At 58.5% G+C, this 17,924-nt stretch carries 18 protein-coding genes and 1 other annotated feature; of the genes, 7 read left to right on the top strand and 11 right to left on the bottom strand.

Annotated features, from left to right (window positions below; translation table 11 throughout):
• From QJ48_RS16275 to QJ48_RS16260, 4 genes are all read right to left on the bottom strand, one after another.
• The coding region (locus QJ48_RS16275; protein ID WP_162238502.1) for a Gfo/Idh/MocA family protein at window positions 1-509 on the bottom strand (509 nt) is incomplete at its 3' end.
• Between the two features lie 21 nt (window positions 510-530).
• Window positions 531-1,649, bottom strand: a complete 1,119-nt coding sequence (locus QJ48_RS16270) for a radical SAM/SPASM domain-containing protein (protein ID WP_082420531.1) — start codon at window positions 1,647-1,649, stop codon at window positions 531-533.
• Between the two features lie 152 nt (window positions 1,650-1,801).
• Complete coding sequence (locus QJ48_RS16265) at window positions 1,802-2,611, bottom strand: ABC transporter permease (RefSeq protein ID WP_054974611.1); 810 nt, start codon at window positions 2,609-2,611, stop codon at window positions 1,802-1,804.
• A gap of 4 nt (window positions 2,612-2,615) precedes the next feature.
• Window positions 2,616-3,422: an ABC-2 family transporter protein gene (locus QJ48_RS16260; protein ID WP_054974610.1), complete on the bottom strand. Its 807-nt coding sequence runs from the start codon at window positions 3,420-3,422 to the stop codon at window positions 2,616-2,618.
• 513 nt (window positions 3,423-3,935) lie between these two features.
• On the opposite strand from QJ48_RS16260, the gene QJ48_RS16255 reads away from it, so the two are divergent.
• Window positions 3,936-4,412 carry an SRPBCC family protein gene (locus tag QJ48_RS16255; protein ID WP_054974609.1) on the top strand — a complete coding sequence of 159 codons (477 nt, stop codon included), beginning with the start codon at window positions 3,936-3,938 and terminating at the stop codon, window positions 4,410-4,412.
• A 243-nt stretch (window positions 4,413-4,655) separates the two neighbouring features.
• Here the strand turns inward: QJ48_RS16255 and QJ48_RS16250 are convergent, their stop codons facing one another.
• The 6 genes from QJ48_RS16250 to QJ48_RS16225 form a co-directional block, all read right to left on the bottom strand.
• On the bottom strand, window positions 4,656-5,504 hold the full coding sequence (locus tag QJ48_RS16250) for a hypothetical protein (protein WP_054974608.1): 849 nt from the start codon (window positions 5,502-5,504) through the stop codon (window positions 4,656-4,658).
• A gap of 86 nt (window positions 5,505-5,590) precedes the next feature.
• Window positions 5,591-6,661, bottom strand: coding sequence for a cell wall metabolism sensor histidine kinase WalK (locus QJ48_RS16245; protein ID WP_054974607.1), 1,071 nt, complete (start codon window positions 6,659-6,661; stop codon window positions 5,591-5,593).
• Complete coding sequence (locus QJ48_RS16240; protein WP_054974614.1) at window positions 6,658-7,338, bottom strand: response regulator transcription factor; 681 nt, start codon at window positions 7,336-7,338, stop codon at window positions 6,658-6,660. The genes QJ48_RS16245 and QJ48_RS16240 overlap by 4 nt, the downstream gene beginning before the upstream one ends.
• A gap of 274 nt (window positions 7,339-7,612) precedes the next feature.
• Complete coding sequence (locus tag QJ48_RS16235; RefSeq protein ID WP_054974606.1) at window positions 7,613-9,856, bottom strand: cation-translocating P-type ATPase; 2,244 nt, start codon at window positions 9,854-9,856, stop codon at window positions 7,613-7,615.
• A 100-nt stretch (window positions 9,857-9,956) separates the two neighbouring features.
• The gene (locus QJ48_RS16230; RefSeq protein WP_010493235.1) at window positions 9,957-10,157 is read right to left on the bottom strand and encodes a copper ion binding protein; all 201 of its coding nucleotides are present in this window, start codon (window positions 10,155-10,157) and stop codon (window positions 9,957-9,959) included.
• Between the two features lie 13 nt (window positions 10,158-10,170).
• On the bottom strand, window positions 10,171-10,494 hold the full coding sequence (locus QJ48_RS16225) for a metal-sensitive transcriptional regulator (RefSeq protein WP_054974605.1): 324 nt from the start codon (window positions 10,492-10,494) through the stop codon (window positions 10,171-10,173).
• 396 nt (window positions 10,495-10,890) lie between these two features.
• Here QJ48_RS16225 and QJ48_RS16220 point away from each other — a divergent pair, with 396 nt between their 5' ends.
• The 6 genes from QJ48_RS16220 (at window position 10,891) to QJ48_RS16195 (ending at window position 17,529) form a co-directional block, all read left to right on the top strand.
• Window positions 10,891-12,486 (top strand): ABC transporter substrate-binding protein, encoded by a 1,596-nt coding sequence (locus QJ48_RS16220; protein ID WP_054974613.1) that lies wholly within the window; start codon window positions 10,891-10,893, stop codon window positions 12,484-12,486.
• Between the two features lie 22 nt (window positions 12,487-12,508).
• Window positions 12,509-13,498, top strand: coding sequence for an ABC transporter permease (locus QJ48_RS16215; RefSeq protein ID WP_054974604.1), 990 nt, complete (start codon window positions 12,509-12,511; stop codon window positions 13,496-13,498).
• Window positions 13,495-14,364, top strand: a complete 870-nt coding sequence (locus tag QJ48_RS16210; protein ID WP_054974603.1) for an ABC transporter permease — start codon at window positions 13,495-13,497, stop codon at window positions 14,362-14,364. The genes QJ48_RS16215 and QJ48_RS16210 overlap by 4 nt, the downstream gene beginning before the upstream one ends.
• Before the next feature lie 58 nt (window positions 14,365-14,422).
• Entirely contained in the window at window positions 14,423-15,364 is a 942-nt protein-coding gene (locus QJ48_RS16205; protein ID WP_054974602.1) for an ABC transporter ATP-binding protein, read from the top strand.
• Window positions 15,354-15,983 (top strand): ABC transporter ATP-binding protein, encoded by a 630-nt coding sequence (locus QJ48_RS16200; RefSeq protein WP_054974601.1) that lies wholly within the window; start codon window positions 15,354-15,356, stop codon window positions 15,981-15,983. Before QJ48_RS16205 ends, QJ48_RS16200 begins: the two co-directional genes overlap by 11 nt.
• 83 nt (window positions 15,984-16,066) lie before the next feature.
• Window positions 16,067-16,289: a binding site (T-box leader), on the top strand.
• A 67-nt stretch (window positions 16,290-16,356) separates the two neighbouring features.
• Window positions 16,357-17,529, top strand: a complete 1,173-nt coding sequence (locus QJ48_RS16195) for an aminotransferase class I/II-fold pyridoxal phosphate-dependent enzyme (protein WP_054974600.1) — start codon at window positions 16,357-16,359, stop codon at window positions 17,527-17,529.
• A 28-nt stretch (window positions 17,530-17,557) separates the two neighbouring features.
• Here the strand turns inward: QJ48_RS16195 and QJ48_RS16190 are convergent.
• On the bottom strand, window positions 17,558-17,924 hold a 367-nt coding region (locus QJ48_RS16190; protein WP_237762933.1), incomplete at its 5' end, for a DUF3658 domain-containing protein.

Here is a 17,924-nt window from a genome sequence, read left to right as displayed (position 1 = left end):
GGGAAGCTGCGGTAGTTTTGCCGCTCCGGGTCCTGGAACGGAACCGAAATTTGCGAGCGCACCTGCAAGAAGGGGCCGTAAGCGTTCCCGCCGACCATCCGTTTGATCTCGCTCTGCCAAGGATGGTGCTGCACCATCAGGCCTTCCAACACGGGCAAGCCGGACGCGGCCTGCGCGTCCATCAGCCGCCGAAGCTCCTCCGTGTCCAGACAGACCGGTTTCTCCACCAGCACCGGCTTCCCGGCCTGCAGCGCCCGAATCGTCCATTCCGCGTGCAGCTCGTTGCTGAGCGCGATATAGACGAAGTCAATCTCCCTACAGGCCAGCAGCTCCTCGTAGCTGCCGAACGCGCACGGAATGCCGTGCTTGTCCGAATAGGATTCGGCTTTGGACTTCGTCCTGCTCGCAATGGCGTGGACGCCGAGGTGTTCGAGACTTTTGAGGGGCGTGAACAGCGCCCGGTCGAGGATGTGGGCGCAGCCGAGCACGCCGATTCGTTTCTTTCTCATGGTCACAACCTCGTGCTTCCTTTATTTTTCCGTCTTCGTCTTGAAGTTCAGACAACAGGCCTGACAGATCGGGAATGAATTTTTTTTCAAATAATTGCGATACTGCTTATACTTCGGTCCGTTCCAAATATCGAGCAGCCGCTGCTCGTTTACGTTGCCCAGTGTCAAGTCATAGAAGGCATGACAGGAGGTCACGTCGCCTCTCGCATTGATCTCCGTGCTGAGCCAAGGGAACTCGCACCGCTTCTTGGCATGCGACAGCTTGTGGCTGTTTCCGCTGAAGTACAGCTCGACCGTCTCTTCGGTCATGTTTTGCGGGTAGGCGTTGAAATAAACGCCCTTCTCCTTGCAGTACTCCTCGATGTTGCGTACCTGACGGGAGATATCCTTTGCATTCATCTCGCTAAACTCGGATAATTCGCGGACGAAGCCCCTGGAAACGGCCGCATTCGTGTCCAGATCAAAATTATTTTTCAGAATATTGCGGTAATTTACGTGATCTTCCGGCGTAATAAACGACTGAAACTCTAAACTGATATGATCCAGCTTCGTAATATCCATGCTTTTGAAGAACAGTTCTTCCACATGCATATACGTTAACGGGGTAATGATGAAGATCGTGCCGATCTTCGGAAATTCCTTGCCTTTCTCCTCCCGGAGCGCATGAAGCTTCTCAATGCCGCGGGTCGCTCTCTTGAATACGCCCTTGCCGCGCTGCTGATCGTTAATCTCCTCCGGACCGTCCATCGATACCCATACGCGATGCGGCTCATTCTCGATAATCATCTCCGCATGCTTCTCCAGCAGCGTCCCGTTGGTCGGGAAGGCGACTTGGCTTCCGTAATATTTTAATGCAGCCAGAACCTCGTCGATCTGCGGATACATCAGAGGCTCTCCGCCAAACAGATCGTAATACGGCTTGACCGGGCTGCAATCCTCGATAATTTGCTTAACCACTTTAATATCCAGCTGCGTTAACATCGTTCGTTCCTTGTAGGCGCCGTTATCGCCCCATTCGTAGCACATTTTGCACCTTAGATTACAGGCCTCCAGAAGCTGCAGCCAAATCCATCGGGGCGCCGACGTACTCAAGAGCGGTGAAATCGGTGAAGCCGTGTCGCTGCGAAGTTGTACGGACATCGTCTAACCTCCTCCATTTTTCAAGTCATGGTTTGGTATAGGACCTGTCGATTCAGCCTGAGACTGCCTCATCTGCGGAGCCTTCCCGCCTGCGCTTGATTCCGGACCGCATCACCTCCCTTTCTTCATTTGCTGCTTCGGACGATGGTCTGCTACAAATTCGAGCTGCTGTATACGCCTAACGCCCGCTTCCACAGGAAGCGGACCAATAAGAAGCAGACGACCGGCGCAAGCGCGCCCCAAGCTAATTCGGCGGCAGACAGCTTGCCGAGCACCAACATCGGGGCGAAGTTCGTAATCAAAAACACCGGAACGACAAACGTCCCTATCCGCTGTATCCACTTGTTGTACATGGATGCAGGCATATTGTTGGAATCCCATACGGAGTACGAAATCTCGCTGGCGGCCGACGTATTCACGAACCAGAACGAGAGCAGCGAAGGAACGATCATAATGCAGTACGTGAGGACGGTTGCGGCCAGCAGAAAGGCCACGAATCCGGCGACATGGAGCAGCGTCAGCGGAATGCCCGCGGCGCTCCAGCCGATCGCGATCATCACGGTGCCCGCAATCATATTCGGGATCGGCATCCCGACCTCGATAACCCGCAAGGATACGAGAAATTGCAGCGAAATCGGCTTGACCATCATCAGATCGAGACTGCCCGTGCGGACGTGATCGCTGAGACGCAGGAAATTGTTAAAGAACAAGCCCATGTAAATGCCCGTCAGCCATAGATGCGTCCCCATGAACATGAGGATCGTATCCGGCGATAGCCCGTTGATCCGCACATTCGTTTTGTACACGACGACCGCATACAACAGCTTGGCCATCAGGAACGCCGCTTCGACGAATATGCCCGTTATGAAATTAAAGCGGTATTCCATCTGGGAAATGACCGAGTTTTTGGCGAATAACGCCAAAATGTGCAGATGCCGCCGCAGTTCGGTAACGAAGTTCAAAAGCTCAGCCTCCTAGCCCCAAGTACCGTTTCATCCCGCACTTCCAGGCCAGATGGCAGACGATCAGCATCAGACCGATCCAGATGCCTTGTCCGGCGATGCCTTGCCAAATCAGCCCGTCCGCGATTTTGCCGTTCAGGACGTTGACAGGGAAGTAAATCATATAGTGGAAGGGCAGGTAACGGAACAGCTGCTGCAGCCCTTCTCCGAAGATTTCCAGCGGAAACATGCCGCCGCTCATAATATTGACCAGCAGGCTGGTGACAACGAAAAAGTAGGAGATTTCCGACAACCAGAAGGCGCACGCGCAAAGGGCGTACGAGATCAGAAAGCTAAGAATGACAGACAGGCACAGGGAGAGGAAAAAAGCCAGCAATCGTTCAAGTCCGGTATGCTGCTTATAGAATGAGTTCAATGCGAAGGTTAGAGCCAGTATGACGAGCAGGGAAATCGCTACATAGATCAAGCGCTGCCCGATAAACGAGCAGATGCGGAAGCCAAAATACGCAACCGGCTTGACAATATATTTATTCAATCCGCCGCTTTTGATATCTTCGGCGATGGCGTGCTCCATATTCGTAATGACCAGCTTGGAAACGACGGCGGCAATGATCGTATACATGATCATCTCTTGATAGGAATAGCCGAACAAGCCGCTCTCTCCGGCGCTCGCGTACACCGCCGTCCATATATAGTAATGCACGACGATCGGAAATACCGCGCTGAACAAGGAGAGAAAAAAATTAAAGCGGTATTCCAACGAGCTTTGGAAGCCGATGCGGAACGCGACGACATATTTGTGATGAGCCATGACGCTACCTCTCGCGGAGTCCGACGAAGCCTTCTTCGGCCGTCGGTCCTCAATTTTGTGAATGATGGGGAGTTGTCCGGGAACGGATGCTTGAACGACATGCGGCTTTCGTCAAAATTTTTGCGAATCAACAATTTTTTCAGAAAAAACCGCCGTTTCTATATCTTGTCATACTCAAAGCACTTGACAAATTTCGGCATGACAAAAATTACCTATTTACCGAAAGAAATTACCGTATAACATGTAAAATTAACCCATTGCTTTCATTCATTGTATTGAAGAGCTGGGTACTTTGTCCATAGTGCACGGGGATCAATTGTACCCCAAGCGCTTGGAGAGAACGACGACATCTGATATCGACAGACAGCAAACGATGTAATATTGTGTCGGATGCGGTCAGGAAGGCCGGAAGCGAGCTCAGGAATGTCATAATCCGCAATCGTTAAGAAATCCTAACCAATGTGACATGCTATAGTTTAAGAAACATGAAAACGATGAAAGGAGAAATGTACAATGACAACCCTGCATCAAGCACCGGCTGCAAGAGCGGAAATGCTTATTCGCAGACCGGTGGAAGAGGTATTCGAAGCTTTCGTCGAACCGGCGGTTACGACGCGATTCTGGTTCACCAAAAGCAGCGGAAGGCTGGAAGCCGGCAAAAGCGTCCGGTGGGATTGGGAAATGTACGGCGTTTCTACCAACGTCCATGTCAAAGAAATCGAGGAGAACCGGCGCATCCTCATCGAATGGGAGGAGTCTTACGGTTACACCACGGTCGAATGGCTATTTACCCGCCGGGAGGATAACGAAACCTTCGTGACGGTAACGAACACAGGGTTTCAAGGGGATGGGGATGACATCGTCAAGCAAGCGATCGGCTCGACAGAAGGGTTTACGATCGTATTGTGCGGGCTGAAGGCGCTTCTTGAGCACAATATCGTCTTGAATCTGGTGTCGGATAAAGCTCCCGACGCCCATGTGAATGGGTAGGAGCGGTTTTTAGAATAAAACCGATTCGGCTTCTGCGAATCGGTCTCAGAGTGTTGAAGTGGTTTTTATCAAGAATAGAGAAACATACGGAGGTGGGGTATCTACTGGAGGAGCGATAGCGTTCGCCTTTGTCTGCGGGAAATATCCGCTGCTAAGCGAATTCTAATAGAAATTTCCTGCAGACAACAGCGACCGGAAGTAGATACCCCCCCCCTCGTACCCCTCTATTACCTTCAACTGAGCTCAACCGGGCACCTTCACGACAAAAGGAACGGTGAACACCTTGCCTTCGTGCTGGAACTGGCCCCACAGCTTGTATACGCCGCTTTTCGGGAAGTTTGTCATGAACTTGGCGTCCGGCCCGGAGGCCTTCTCCTCCATCGGATGGACGTGCAGATACTGCTCGGCATCGGCGCTCAAAATAACGACATGTCCGACCGCTCCGAGATAAGGCTGTAGATTCATCACCGGCTGCTTCGAAGCGGCGTCGCGAATCGTAAACGTCAGGTTCGCGTCCATTCCCGCCATCAGGTGGTCGATCGCAAGCGTTACCTCTTTGCCGTCCACCGTTTTGACCAGCGTGGACTCGGGTTCGATCGCCGCGGCTGCGGGCGCATCGCCCTGTACGCTGATCCACTCCGTCTGAGTTACCGTCCCTTGACCCGTCGGCACGAAGTCCGCAATCAGCTTGTAATCGCCGCCGCCCGGAAACTGCGTCGTGATGTCGAACCGGCCTCCGCCCTTATAGTCGGGATGGATGTGGTTAAAGAACGACAGGTCTTTGCTGACGACGATCAAGTGAAGCTTCTGTTCGTGCGTAATGTCGAAGTTTTCCACCGGCTTGTTGTTTTTGTCCGTAATCTGAATCGTGAGCGGAGTATCGCTTCGGGCCTGCGGCTTGTCCGATGTCAGCTTGAAGGATGTGACGACATCGCCGCTCTTCGGCGCTTCGGATTCCCCGCCACCGTGATTGCCGTGTCCGGCTTCTTCCTTCGGTGCCTCCTTCGGGGCCGAGGCTTCTTTCCCCTGCTGGCCGCATGCGCTTAGAAGCAGCGCCGCACCCAGCAATGTCGCTATGGCTGCTTTTTTCATAAATACCCTCCTGTTTTCTCTCGGTTGTTTTTAGTGTAAGGGACGCTTTTGAAGATCTTGTGAAGATCATCACTCTCCGCCGCGCTTTAACCCGGAAAACAAATCCGCACCGCCGTCCCCCGGCCGACCTCGCTCTCGATTTCCATGCGTCCGCCGTGCGCTTCGGCCAGCCTCCGGGCGATGGTCAGCCCGATGCCGCTTCCCCCCGTGGTGCGATTCCGCGATTTATCCGTACGGTAGAACCGCTCGAACACATAGGGCAGCTCCTCGGCAGAAATGCCGATCCCGGTATCTGCAACGACGACCCGCGCCTCGCCGTCAGCCTGCTCCACCGTCACCTCGACTTGTCCACCGGAGGGCGTGTACTTCCAGGCGTTGCTAAGCACATTGGCCAAAATTTGCCCGATCCGCCTCCTGTCCGCTTGGACAAGCACCGGTTGTGCCGGGGCGGCGAACCGGAGCGCAACCTGTTTTTGCGCAAAAGCGGCCTTGACGGTCTCCACGCTCTGAGCGGCGATGGCCGACAAGTCTTCTGTCTGCAGGCGAAGCCGAAAATGAGGCGAGTCCATCTGCGTCAGCTGCTCCAAATCGCCGACCAGATGACTCAGCCGCTCGACCTCCTCGTGACAAGCCGCGAGCCGGACCTGCGTCGGCTCCCAGACGCCGTCCATCATCGCTTCCATATGGCTCTTCAACGTGGCCAACGGGGTGCGCAGCTCATGCGCGACGTCGGCGGTCATCGTCTTCCGCAGGCGCTCCTGCTTCTCCAATTGCGCAGCCAGCGCGTTAATCGCTTGCGCCAAATCGGCCAGCTCGTCGTTCCCGCGAACCTCTGTGCGGGCCTCCAGCTCGCCCCCAGCCATGCGGACCGCCATCGCTTTCATCGCCATGAGCGGCGCCGCCATCCGTTTCGCTGCGTACAAGCCGGCCAAGGCCGCCAGGACGATGCCTCCGGCGGCAATCCAGACGACCGACTGGACAATCGCCTGCTCCAGATGCGCATTGAACGTTACCATATCCGCGCTCGCCGCCGCCTGCTGCTGATACATCACAAAATGGCGGTGCGCCTGCACGAGCAGTACCGTGAGCGCCATGATCAGAATCCCGCACGTTAATCCGATAAACACGAGCGCAAATCTGGCATACAGTCCTCTCACGGCCAAGCCCCTCCGGCAAACCGGTAGCCTGCGCCGTACACCGTTACGATATACCGCGGCTCTTTCGGCACCGGCTCGATCTTCTGCCGCAGGTTTTTGACATGCTGGTCTATCGTGCGCTCGTCGCCTTCGAAATCGAAGCCGAGCACCTTCTCGATCAGCTCGTCTCTCGTGAAGCAGCGCTCCGGGTGTCGGGCAAGCGTAAGCAGCAGCTTGTATTCGTTGGGTGTTAAAGCAACCGGATCGCCATCCTTGTATACTTCGCGCTTTAACGTGAGAATCACCAGCTCGCCGCCGCCGAACGCCATTCGGTCCGCCAGCAAGGCGTCGTCCTGCGTGCGGCGCAGGATCGCCCGGACCCGGGCGGCCACCTCCCGCGGACTGAACGGCTTCAGCACGTAATCGTCCGCGCCGATGGACAGCCCGGTCACCCGGTCGTTCTCGGACACTTTGGCCGTTAGCATCAAGACCGGCAGCGAGGATCTTTGCCGGATGCGCCGGCATACCTCCTCGCCGGACATGTCGGGCAGCATCAAGTCCAGGATGACGAGATCGACCGCCTCCCGCTCCAACATATCCAACGCTTCCGAGCCGCTGGCGGACTCCAGTGTGCGGTACCCGTCCTTTTGCAGATAAGAAGTGACGACATCCCTGATTTTCGCCTCGTCGTCGACCATGAGAATCGTCTTGTTCACCGCGGTTTTGCAGCTCCTCTCCGACCTGCCGTATTCACCGAAAGAAGGGCGCCCGGCAACCGGGCACCCGCCTTCCGCTCTACTTGAAAGTCCGGTGAATAACTGGCGCTGCGCAACCAAAGCATTCTTCCGATCACTGTTGTTCCCGGATTTCCGGATTATGCAACCCCTCTTAAGGTTGAAATCCGGAAACAAAGGCGAACACTTCGTTTCTACAGAATGCTTTCGGTTGCTCCACTCGTTATTCACCAGACTTTTAGAGCTTCACCTTCTGCAATCGGAGCGCGTTGAGCACCACCGACACCGAGCTTAGTGCCATCGCGGCTCCCGCCACCCACGGAGCCAGGAAGCCCAGCGCTGCGATCGGAATACCGAGCGTATTGTACGCAAGCGCCCAGAACAGGTTTTGCTTGATGTTGGCCATCGTTTTCCGGCTCATCGCCGCGGCGTCCGGCAAGCGGATGAGATCGCCCTGCATGAGGGTCACATCGGCCGCTTCGATAGCGATGTCCGTCCCCGTGCCGACGGCGATCCCGACGTCGGCCGTCGCAAGCGCCGGCGCATCGTTGATGCCGTCGCCGACCATGGCGACCTTGCGCCCTTCCGCCTGCAGCTTCTTCACCTCGGCGGCCTTCCCTTCCGGCAGCACCTCGGCCAGCACGCGGTCGATGCCCACCTGGCGGGCAATCGCCTCCGCCGTCCGGCGGTTGTCGCCGGTGATCATGATGACCTCGATGCCCCCCTGCTTCAAACGGGCAATCGCTTCTTGCGACGTTTCTTTGACCGCGTCGGCTACCGCGACCATGCCGGCATACTGCCGGTCCACGGCGATCAGCATGGCGGTTTTGCCTTCCGATTCCAGCCGCTCCATCGTCCCCTCGGCCTGCGCGAATTCGATCCCTTCGCGCCGCAGCAGCTTGCGTGTGCCGACCAGCACCTCGCGCCCTTCGACGACGGCGGCGATGCCGTAGCCCGGAATCGCCTCGAACCGTTCCGCTTCGGAGAACGCGATGCCTTTCGAACGGATGCCTTCCACAATCGCTTCCGCCAGCGGGTGCTCGGATTGCTTCTCGGCGGAAGCGACCAGGCGCAGAACCGTCGCTTCGTCCGCAGCTTCGATGCTCACATCGGTCAGCTCCGGCTTCCCTTTCGTAACGGTGCCGGTTTTATCCAGCACGATCGTATCGATCCGGTGCATCGATTCCAGATGCTCTCCGCCCTTGAACAAAATCCCGAACTCCGCCGCGCGGCCCGATCCGGCCATGATGGAGGTCGGCGTCGCGAGCCCCAGGGCGCAAGGGCATGCAATGACGAGGACTGCGATCGCTTTCTCCAGCGCATTGGCGAATTCGCCCGGAACGACCGCAAAGTACCAGATCAGGAACGTAAGCACCGCAATCCCGACGACGATCGGCACGAAGATGCCGGAGATCCGGTCGGCCACCCGCTGTATCGGCGCCTTCGAGCCTTGGGCGTCTTCGACGACCCGGATAATTTGCGCCAGCGCCGTCTCTTTGCCGACCTTGGTCGCTTGGATCCGCAAGCTGCCGTTCCGGTTGACGGTGGCGCCGATGACGGCGTCGCCCGGTTTTTTCTCGACCGGGATGCTTTCGCCGGTCAACATCGATTCGTCGACCGCCGACATGCCGTCGAGAACGAGGCCGTCGACCGGAATTTTCTCGCCCGGCTTCACCAGCACGACGTCTCCGGCCAGCACCTCTTCCACCGGCACGCTCAGCTCGACGCCGTCGCGGACGACAAGCGCCGTTTTGGCCTGCAGGCCCATCAGCTTCTTGATCGCTTCCGAGGAGCGTCCCTTCGCCAGCGCCTCGAACCATTTGCCCATCACAATCAACGTGATCAGCACCGCGCTCGTCTCGTAATACATGGAAGGCATGCCATGGTGCGACGGCGAACCGGCCGCAGCCCACTCCAGCGTCAGGTACAGGCTGTAAAAATATGCAGCCGACGTGCCCAGCGCGACGAGCACGTCCATGTTCGCGCTCTTGTTGCGCAGCGCTTTGTAAGCTCCGGTATAGAACGGCAAGCCGATGATGAACTGCACCGGCGTCGCGAGCGCAAGCTGCACCCACGGATTCATCAACGCTTCCGGCAAATAAATCCACGAGGTGAACGAAAAGTGGCTGACCATCGCCCACAGCAGCGGAAACGAAAGAATGGCGGAGAAGATCAGCTTCGTGCGGTGCGCGGCAATTTCTTTTTGCCGGTGGTCGCCATCTTCCTTCCGCTCCTCCTTCAGCCCCGCTTTGTAGCCGAGCTGCTCGACTTTGCGGATCATATCGTCAACGGACACCGCCTGCCCGGAGTATTCGACGTGGGCCGTCTCCAGCGCAAAATTCACGGTCGCTTTCCCGACGCCGGGCACCTTGTTCAAGCCCTTCTCGATCCGGTTCGCGCAGGCTGCGCAGGTCATGCCCGTAATGGCAAGCGAGGCTTGCTGCTGATCCGGCTGCTGTTGTTGTTCCAATCGCTGTTCCATAGCTAAGCACCTCTCCTCAATATACCCATATGGGGTATATTTTAATCAAAAAAAGAGAGCGGCCGGAGCCGCACCTCGGCAAAACCCGGTGAATCGCGGATTAAACTACGTCGTAGCCTTGGTCTTCAATCGCGGCTTTGATCGCATCCGGATTCGTTTTCGACTCTTCATACTGCACTTGAACGGATTTCGCGGCCAAGTCAACTTTGCCGGTCGCGCCGATGTTCTTCAAAGCTCCCTCGATGGAATTCACACAATGATTGCAGGACATGCCTTCGACTTTCAACGTAATGGTTTGCATAGGGGATCTCTCCTTATTTCATTAATTTTTGGATGGTGGTAAGCAGCTCTTCAACGACTTCGTGCTCGCCCGCTTGAATGCGTTCGATCACACAGGACTTCATATGGCCTTCGAGCAGCAGCTTGCCGACGCCGTTCAGCGCCGATTGGATCGCGGCGATCTGGTTAAGAACGTCGTCGCAATACGTGTCTTTCTCGATCAAGCCCTTCACGCCCCGGATCTGGCCTTCGATGCGGTTCAACCGGGTGATGAGATTGGCTTTGACTTTATCGGAATGATGGCTTTTTCTCTCGCTGTCCGTGGAGCAGCAATGTTCCGCCTCCGTAATGTTTTCCATTGTGTTCCCTCCTCTTGGTTTCATATTACTATACCCCCCTACCCTATGTCAACCGGTGAATTGCATTTTTTTTCAAGCAGCCTTTCGGCTTTAGTTTTCCATTTCCTAGGCTATTCTAAACCAAGCCTGGGTGTCCGCTCCGACCCGCACCCTGCCTCGAATAAGGCTGCCTTTCCCTGCTTTAGGGACGATACCGTTTTTTCTTCAAGGTAGCTGCCAAAAGTCGACACTTGCTCAAAAACCGGCCGCGGCGCCCGGTCCAGCTCACTTTTTTTTGTCCGTTCGTAGTGACTCCCCCTATAGCGTGTGCTACAATATTCTTAAATCGTAACACGATGGAGAGAGACGATAAGATAACTACGGATGTGGAGTTGAGAACACGTGAACAATCCTGCAATGCTCAAGGTGATCGTATGGGGACTTATTCTTGCCCTTATCTTGACCGGATGCACCACCCCGACCGCTAAGAAGGAAGAACCCCCGGTTGCCGCGACCAAAGACGAGCTGATCTTGGCCGTCGGCTCCGAGCCGGAAGCTGGCTTCGATCCGACGACCGGCTGGGGACGGTACGGCTCGCCGCTGTTCCAAAGCACGCTGCTGAAGCGGAATGCCGAAATGAAAATTGTAAACGATCTGGCCACCGGCTACGAAGTGAGCGGCGACGGGACGGTATGGACCGTCAAGCTGCGGAGCGACGCGAAGTTTTCCGACGGCAAGCCGGTGACGGCCGCCGACGTACAGTATACGTTCGAAACGGCGTCCAAAAACGGCTCCATTATCGATCTCACGAATATGAAAAGCGTCGAAGCCGCGGACGACGCCACGGTCAAGTTTACGCTCAAGGAGCCGCAATCGACGTTCCTGACGCTGCTCGTGCAGACGGGCATCGTGCCGAAGCACGCCCACGGCCAAGACTATGCCCAGAAGCCGGTCGGGTCCGGGCCGTACAAGCTCGTGCAATGGGACCGGGGCCAGCAGGTCATCGTCGAGGCGAATCCCGATTATTACGGGCCGAAGCCTTTTTTCAAGAAGCTGACGTTTCTGTTCCTGAACGAGGATGCCGCTTATGCCGCCGCCAAAGCCGGAAAAGTGGACGCCGCTTACATTCCCGCCGCCTTCAGCAAGCAGCCGGTCGCCGGGATGCGGGTCGAAGCCGTACATACCGTAGACAACCGGGGCATCGTGTTCCCTTATATCCGTTCCGGGACGATCACGAAGGACGGCAATCCCATTGGCAACGATGTGACGGCCGATATCGCGATCCGCAAAGCCGTCAACACGGCGATCGACCGCAAAGCGCTGGTCCAAGGCGTACTGGAAGGACACGGCACGCCGGCCTACACCATCAACGACCGGCTGCCCTGGTGGAACCCGCAGACGGTCACCCCCGACGCCGATGTCGAAGGCGCGAAGAAGCTGCTCGCAGATGCAGGCTGGAAAGACGCCGACGGCGACGGCATCTTGGAGAAGGGAGCGCTCAAAGCGCAATTCCCGCTCATCTATCCCTCGGGCGATGTGACGCGGCAATCGCTGGCGCTGGCCGTGGCCGACATGCTGAAGCCGGTCGGCATTCAAGTTAACGTCGATGGCAAAAGCTGGGACGATGTTAAGAAGCTGATGCATTCCAGCGCCGTCATGATGGGCTGGGGCAGCAACGATCCGCTCGAAATGTACAACGTGTACAGCAGCAAATACCGCGGCATCGAATATTACAACAACGGGTTTTACAGCAATCCGACGGTCGACGCTTGGATGGACAAGGCCCTTCGGGCCACAAAGGAAGAGGACGCCTGGGAATTTTGGAAAAAAGCCCAATGGGACGGCACGACCGGTGTCAGCGCACAGGGCGATGCGCCATGGGCTTGGCTGGTCAACATCGACCATCTGTATTTGGTCAAAGACAAGCTGGATATCGGGAAGCAGCGCATTCATCCGCACGGCCACGGCTGGCCGGTTACGGACAATATCGAGGAATGGAATTGGAAGAACTAGGCCCGGAAAATGAGGTTATGAGATGATGCGCAGCTTGCTTACGTTTTTAGGCTTGAAAGCGGTCCGGCTGGTCACTTTGCTGGCGGCGATCAGCGCGATTTCCTTCGTGCTCGTCAGCGCCTCCCCCATCGACCCGATTCAAGCCTACGTCGGTGCCGACATGATGCGGGTGAGCCCGGAGCAGCGGCAGCAGATCGCCGAGCATTGGGGTCTCGACAAGCCGCCAGCCGAACGATTCGCAAACTGGGGGACGGCCCTGCTGCAGGGCGACCTTGGCGCCTCCATGATTTACCGCAGGCCGGTGGCGGAGGTGATCGGAGAGCGGTTTGCCGGTTCGCTGGCGCTGATGTGCGCCGCCTGGCTGCTGTCCGGACTGCTCGGCTTTGCGGCAGGCAGCTTGGCCGCGATGAAGAAAGATACGTGGATCGACCGATTGATCCAATGGTACTGCTATACGCTGGCCTCCACGCCCGCATTCTGGATGGGCCTGCTGCTGCTTCTGCTGTTCGGGGTGTGGCTGGGCTGGTTTCCGGTCGCGTTGGGCGTCCCTGCCGGGGTGCTGGCTCAGGAGGTCACGTGGAGTGACCGGGTGCAGCATATGATCCTGCCCGCGCTGACCTTAAGCATCGTCGGCATCTCGAACATCGCGCTGCATACGAGGCAGAAGCTGCTCGACGTGCTGGCCAGCGACTACGTGCTGTTTGCCCGGGCCCGCGGCGATCGCGGCTTCCGGCTGTTCCGGCGGCACGGCCTGCGCAATATCGCGCTGCCCGCCCTGTCGCTGCAGTTCACCGCGTTCAGCGAGCTGTTCGGCGGGGCGGTCTTGGCCGAGCAGGTATTTTCCTATCCCGGCCTCGGACAGGCCACCGTCGAAGCGGGGCTGCGGGGCGACGTTCCGCTGCTGCTCGGCATCGTGCTGTTCAGCGCCCTGTTCGTGTTCACCGGCAATCTGATCGCGGATCTGCTCTACCGCTTGGTCGATCCGCGAATCCGGGAGGGACGGGCGTTATGAATAAGTTGCAGACGTCCAACGGTTCGACACCCTTTCGCCCCCGGGCACGGCTCGGCCGGAGGCATCGGGCGCTGATCGCGGCGATCGGCGCGGCCGTGCTGATTCTGGGAACCTTGCTCCTCGGGCTGCTGCTCAGCCCGGACAACCTGTCCACCCGACTGGAATGGCGCAATCTTCCGCCATCGCTGCAGCATCCGTTCGGCACCGACTGGCTCGGGCGTGATATGTTTACCCGTACCCTCAAAGGGCTTGCGCTAAGCGTGCAGGTCGGCTTGATTGCCGCCGCTTGCAGCACGGTGATTGCCACGACGCTGGGGCTTATCGCCGCGACGATGGGCCGGAGGGCCGACCGGATCATCGCTTGGCTGATCGACTTGTTTCTGAGCGTGCCGCATCTCGTCACGCTCATTCTGATCGCGTTCGTCTTCGGCGGCGGCATGCGCGGCATCGTGATCGGCGTCGCCCTGACGCATTGGCCGAGCTTGGCGCGGGTCATCCGCGCGGAGGTGCTGCAGCTGCGCAGCGCCGAATTCGTGCAAATTTCGCGGCGGCTCGGCCAGTCCCGCTGGCAAGTGGCGACGCGGCATATGCTGCCTCACCTGCTGCCGCAGCTGCTCGTCGGGCTGCTGCTGCTGTTCCCGCACGCGATCCTGCACGAAGCCGGCGTGACGTTTATCGGCCTGGGCCTGTCGCCACACCAGCCGGCGATCGGCATTATTTTGTCCGAGTCGATGCGGTATTTATCGACCGGCATGTGGTGGCTGGCCGTCTTCCCCGGCCTCTGCCTGCTGATCGTCGTCCGGGCGTTCGACCGGGCCGGGGAAAGTCTGCGTCTGCTGCTCGATCCGCGGGACCCGCAGAGCTGAACCATCCGGCCCCGCAGCATGACAAAAAGAGGAGGCTCGGCGCAACGTGCCTGAATCTATGCCTGAACATATTCATGTCCCTGTACTTGAAGTGAACGATTTGTCCGTCGCTTTCACGCGGTACGACCGCGGACTGCGCCAATCTACGGTGGAGGTCATCCACAGCCTGCACCTCACGGTCGGACGGGGCGAGCTGCTCGCAGTCGTCGGATCGAGCGGCTCCGGCAAAAGCCTGCTCGCCCACGCCATCCTCGGCATCCTGCCGGACAATGCTGCCGTCTCCGGGACGCTGCGGTACGAAGGCGAGCCGCTGACCCCTGCCCGGCAGGAGGCGCTGCGCGGCAAGGAGATTGCGCTGGTGCCGCAATCGGTCAATTTCCTCGACCCGCTGATGCGGGTGGGCGACCAAGTGCGCAGCTCGGTCCGCGAGGGCGATGCGGTCGCCGCGGTCCGCCGGATCTTCGACCGCTATCGTCTTGCCCCCGGGACCGAGCGGCAGTACCCGTTCCAGCTGTCGGGCGGCATGGCGCGGCGGGTGCTCGTCTCGACGGCGACGGTCGGCGGCCCGCGGCTCGTCATTGCCGACGAGCCGACGCCCGGCCTCGACCCCGCGGCGGTGCGGGAAACGCTAAGCCGGTTCCGCGAGCTGGCGGACGAAGGCTGCGCCGTGCTGCTCATTACCCACGACATCGAGTCGGTGCTCCCCTTCGCGGACAACGTCGCCGTCTTCTATGCCGGGACGACGGTCGAAACGGCGCCCGCCGGCGACTTCTCCGGCGACGGAGCGCGGCTGCGCCATCCGTACAGCCGGGCGCTCTGGCAGGCGCTGCCGCAGAACGGCTTCAGGCCGATTCCCGGCGTCCAGCCGCATCCGTCCGCTCTGCCGCCGGGCTGCTTGTTCGCGCCGCGCTGCGCCGCGGCCGACCCGGATTGCAGCCGCGAACGGCCGGAGATGCGGGAGCTGCGCGGTGGGACGGTGAGGTGCATCCATGCGACTTGAAGCGCGAGGTCTCGGGTACCGGCGCGGACGGGACGCCTGGCTGTTCCGGGGCGTCGATCTGACGCTAACGCCGGGGGAATTGACCGGCCTCGTCGGTCCGAGCGGCTGCGGCAAGACAACGATCGGCCGGCTGCTGGCCGGGTATGAGGAACCGCCAGAAGGGCGCATCACTTTAGGCGGCGAGCCCCTTCCCCGCAGCGGCTATCACCCGGTACAGCTCGTCTTCCAGCACCCCGAGAAGGCGGTCAATCCGAAGTGGCCGATGCACCGCGTCCTGCGCGAAGGCGGGGAGCCCGATCCGGCGCTGCTGGAGGCGCTGGGCATCGAGCAGGAATGGCTCCGCCGGCGGCCTAACGAATTGTCCGGCGGCGAGCTGCAGCGCTTCTGCGTCGCGCGGGCGCTCGGGCCGCAAACGCGGTTTCTCATCGCGGACGAAATGACGACGATGCTCGACGCGATCACGCAGGCGCAAATATGGCAGGCCGTGCTCGCGATCGCCCGGCAGCGCCAGCTCGGCGTGCTCGTCGTCAGCCACGAGCCGGGCTTGATCCGGCATCTCTGCACGAACGTTATCGATTGGAACGAGCTTACAAGCAGGGCCGCAATTTCGGATCGTTAAAGAACCGCCAAGTCATCGCAGTCCGAAGAGACAATTGACATTCGAAAACGCCCCGTGCTATAGTACTGTTAATTTATTTTTCGTGAAAGACAACGATGGGGAAAGTAAGCACGGCGTATTTCCAAGCGACCCGGGGAAGGTGCGAGCCCGGGAAAGAAGCCCTGCCGAAAGCCACCCTGGAGTCGCCCTCTGAAGCTTTCAGCCGTAGGAGTTGGCCGGTGTTCCGCCGTTATAGGACCGAGTGGACTTCGTATGTATTGGAGTCAACGAGGGTGGTACCGCGTGAGCATAGCTCTCGTCCCTTTTTTGGGGACGGGGGCTTTTTTATTTGCAAATTTGCACGAACAAATCCATGAAAAGCTGGTGAATGGTTATGACATTCAATTGGTCCGAACGCCTCTCCCCCGTCATCCGGGATATGCCGCCTTCCGGCATCCGGCGGTTTTTCGATCTCGCGTCGGAAATGTCCGGGATTATTTCGCTGGGCGTCGGGGAGCCTGACTTTGTGACGCCTTGGGCAATCCGTGAAACGGGGATTCAGTCTTTAAGGCAAGGATACACGATGTATACGTCCAACGCAGGCTTGCTGGAGCTGCGGGAGGAAATTGCCGCTCACCTGCACGGGTTTTACGGCGTGCATTACGAGCCCCGCAGCGAGGTGTTGGTTACGGTCGGGGTCAGCGAAGCGGTCGATCTGGCTTTGCGCGCAATCGTGCATACCGGGGACGAGGTGCTGATCGCCGAGCCGTGCTACGTCTCGTACGGGCCATGCGTCACGATGGCGGGCGGCGTGCCGGTTCCGATAACCACGACGGCGGACAACGATTTCCGGCTGACCGCCGCACAGGTGGAAGCCGCGATCACGCCGCGGACCAAGGCGCTGCTGTTCAACTATCCGAACAATCCGACCGGCGCGACGATGTCCCGGGAGGATCTGCTCGAAATTGCCAAAGTCGTGGAAAAGCATAACTTGATCGTCATTTCCGACGAGGTGTACGACAAGCTGACTTACGAGGGCGAGCATACGTGCTTTGCGTCGCTGCCGGGGATGCGGAACCGGACGATTTTGCTGAACGGCTTCTCCAAAGCGTACGCCATGACCGGCTGGCGGCTCGGGTACGCTTGCGGACATTCCGAAGTCATCGCCGCGATGACCAAGATCCATCAATACACGATGATCTGCGCGCCGATTACAGTGCAAAAAGCGGCTATCGAAGCGCTCCGGAACGGCACGGAGGAAATGAAAGAGATGGTCAGCTCGTACAATCAGCGGCGGCGGTTCGTGCTGAAAGGCTTCCAAGAGATCGGCCTGCCCTGCTTCGAACCCCGAGGAGCCTTCTACGCCTTCCCGTCGATCCGGCACACGGGTCTTTCCTCGGAGGCGTTCGCCTGGCGGCTGCTGGAGGAGACGAAGGTTGCGGTCGTGCCCGGCAACGCGCTCGGCTCCGCCGGGGAAGGCCATATCCGCTGCTCCTATGCCTCTTCGGTAGAAAATTTGACCGAGGCGATCGAGCGGATGGGCCGCTTCCTGAAGCAATTTGAGTAATATGGGGTCCGTCCCCATGGGAGGCGGGTTAACCGGCCGAATCCGCAGGCTTGGCAAGCTTTACGGCGTAATCATGCATGACTTCCAGTGAGCCCGTATAGATGAGAATGCCCCGTTCGATTAAACGGCGAAGCCGATACTCGATCCAGCTATGGGAAATCGGACAGTCCAAAGCATGAACAAGAATTTCCCCGATCAGCAGTTCGATTTTAACCCAGCCCTGGGCCTCTGCCTGTAGGGTACGGACGCTCTGAACGATCGTTTCGTCGAAATAGCTTTCATCCGCCGTCCGAAGGGTACCATTCTCATAGATACGAAGCAAGCCCGCTTCTTCTACCAGTCTCCGCCAATCTTGGATAAGCCGCTCTCTGGCCCATGGCGCAAGCGGCTCCGCC

The sequence above is a fragment of the Paenibacillus sp. A3 genome (assembly GCF_001399685.1).
Lineage (GTDB): Bacteria > Bacillota > Bacilli > Paenibacillales > NBRC-103111 > Paenibacillus_G.
The sequence above is the reverse complement of the archived record's forward strand: the minus strand, read 5'-3'. Positions and strand labels throughout refer to the sequence as shown.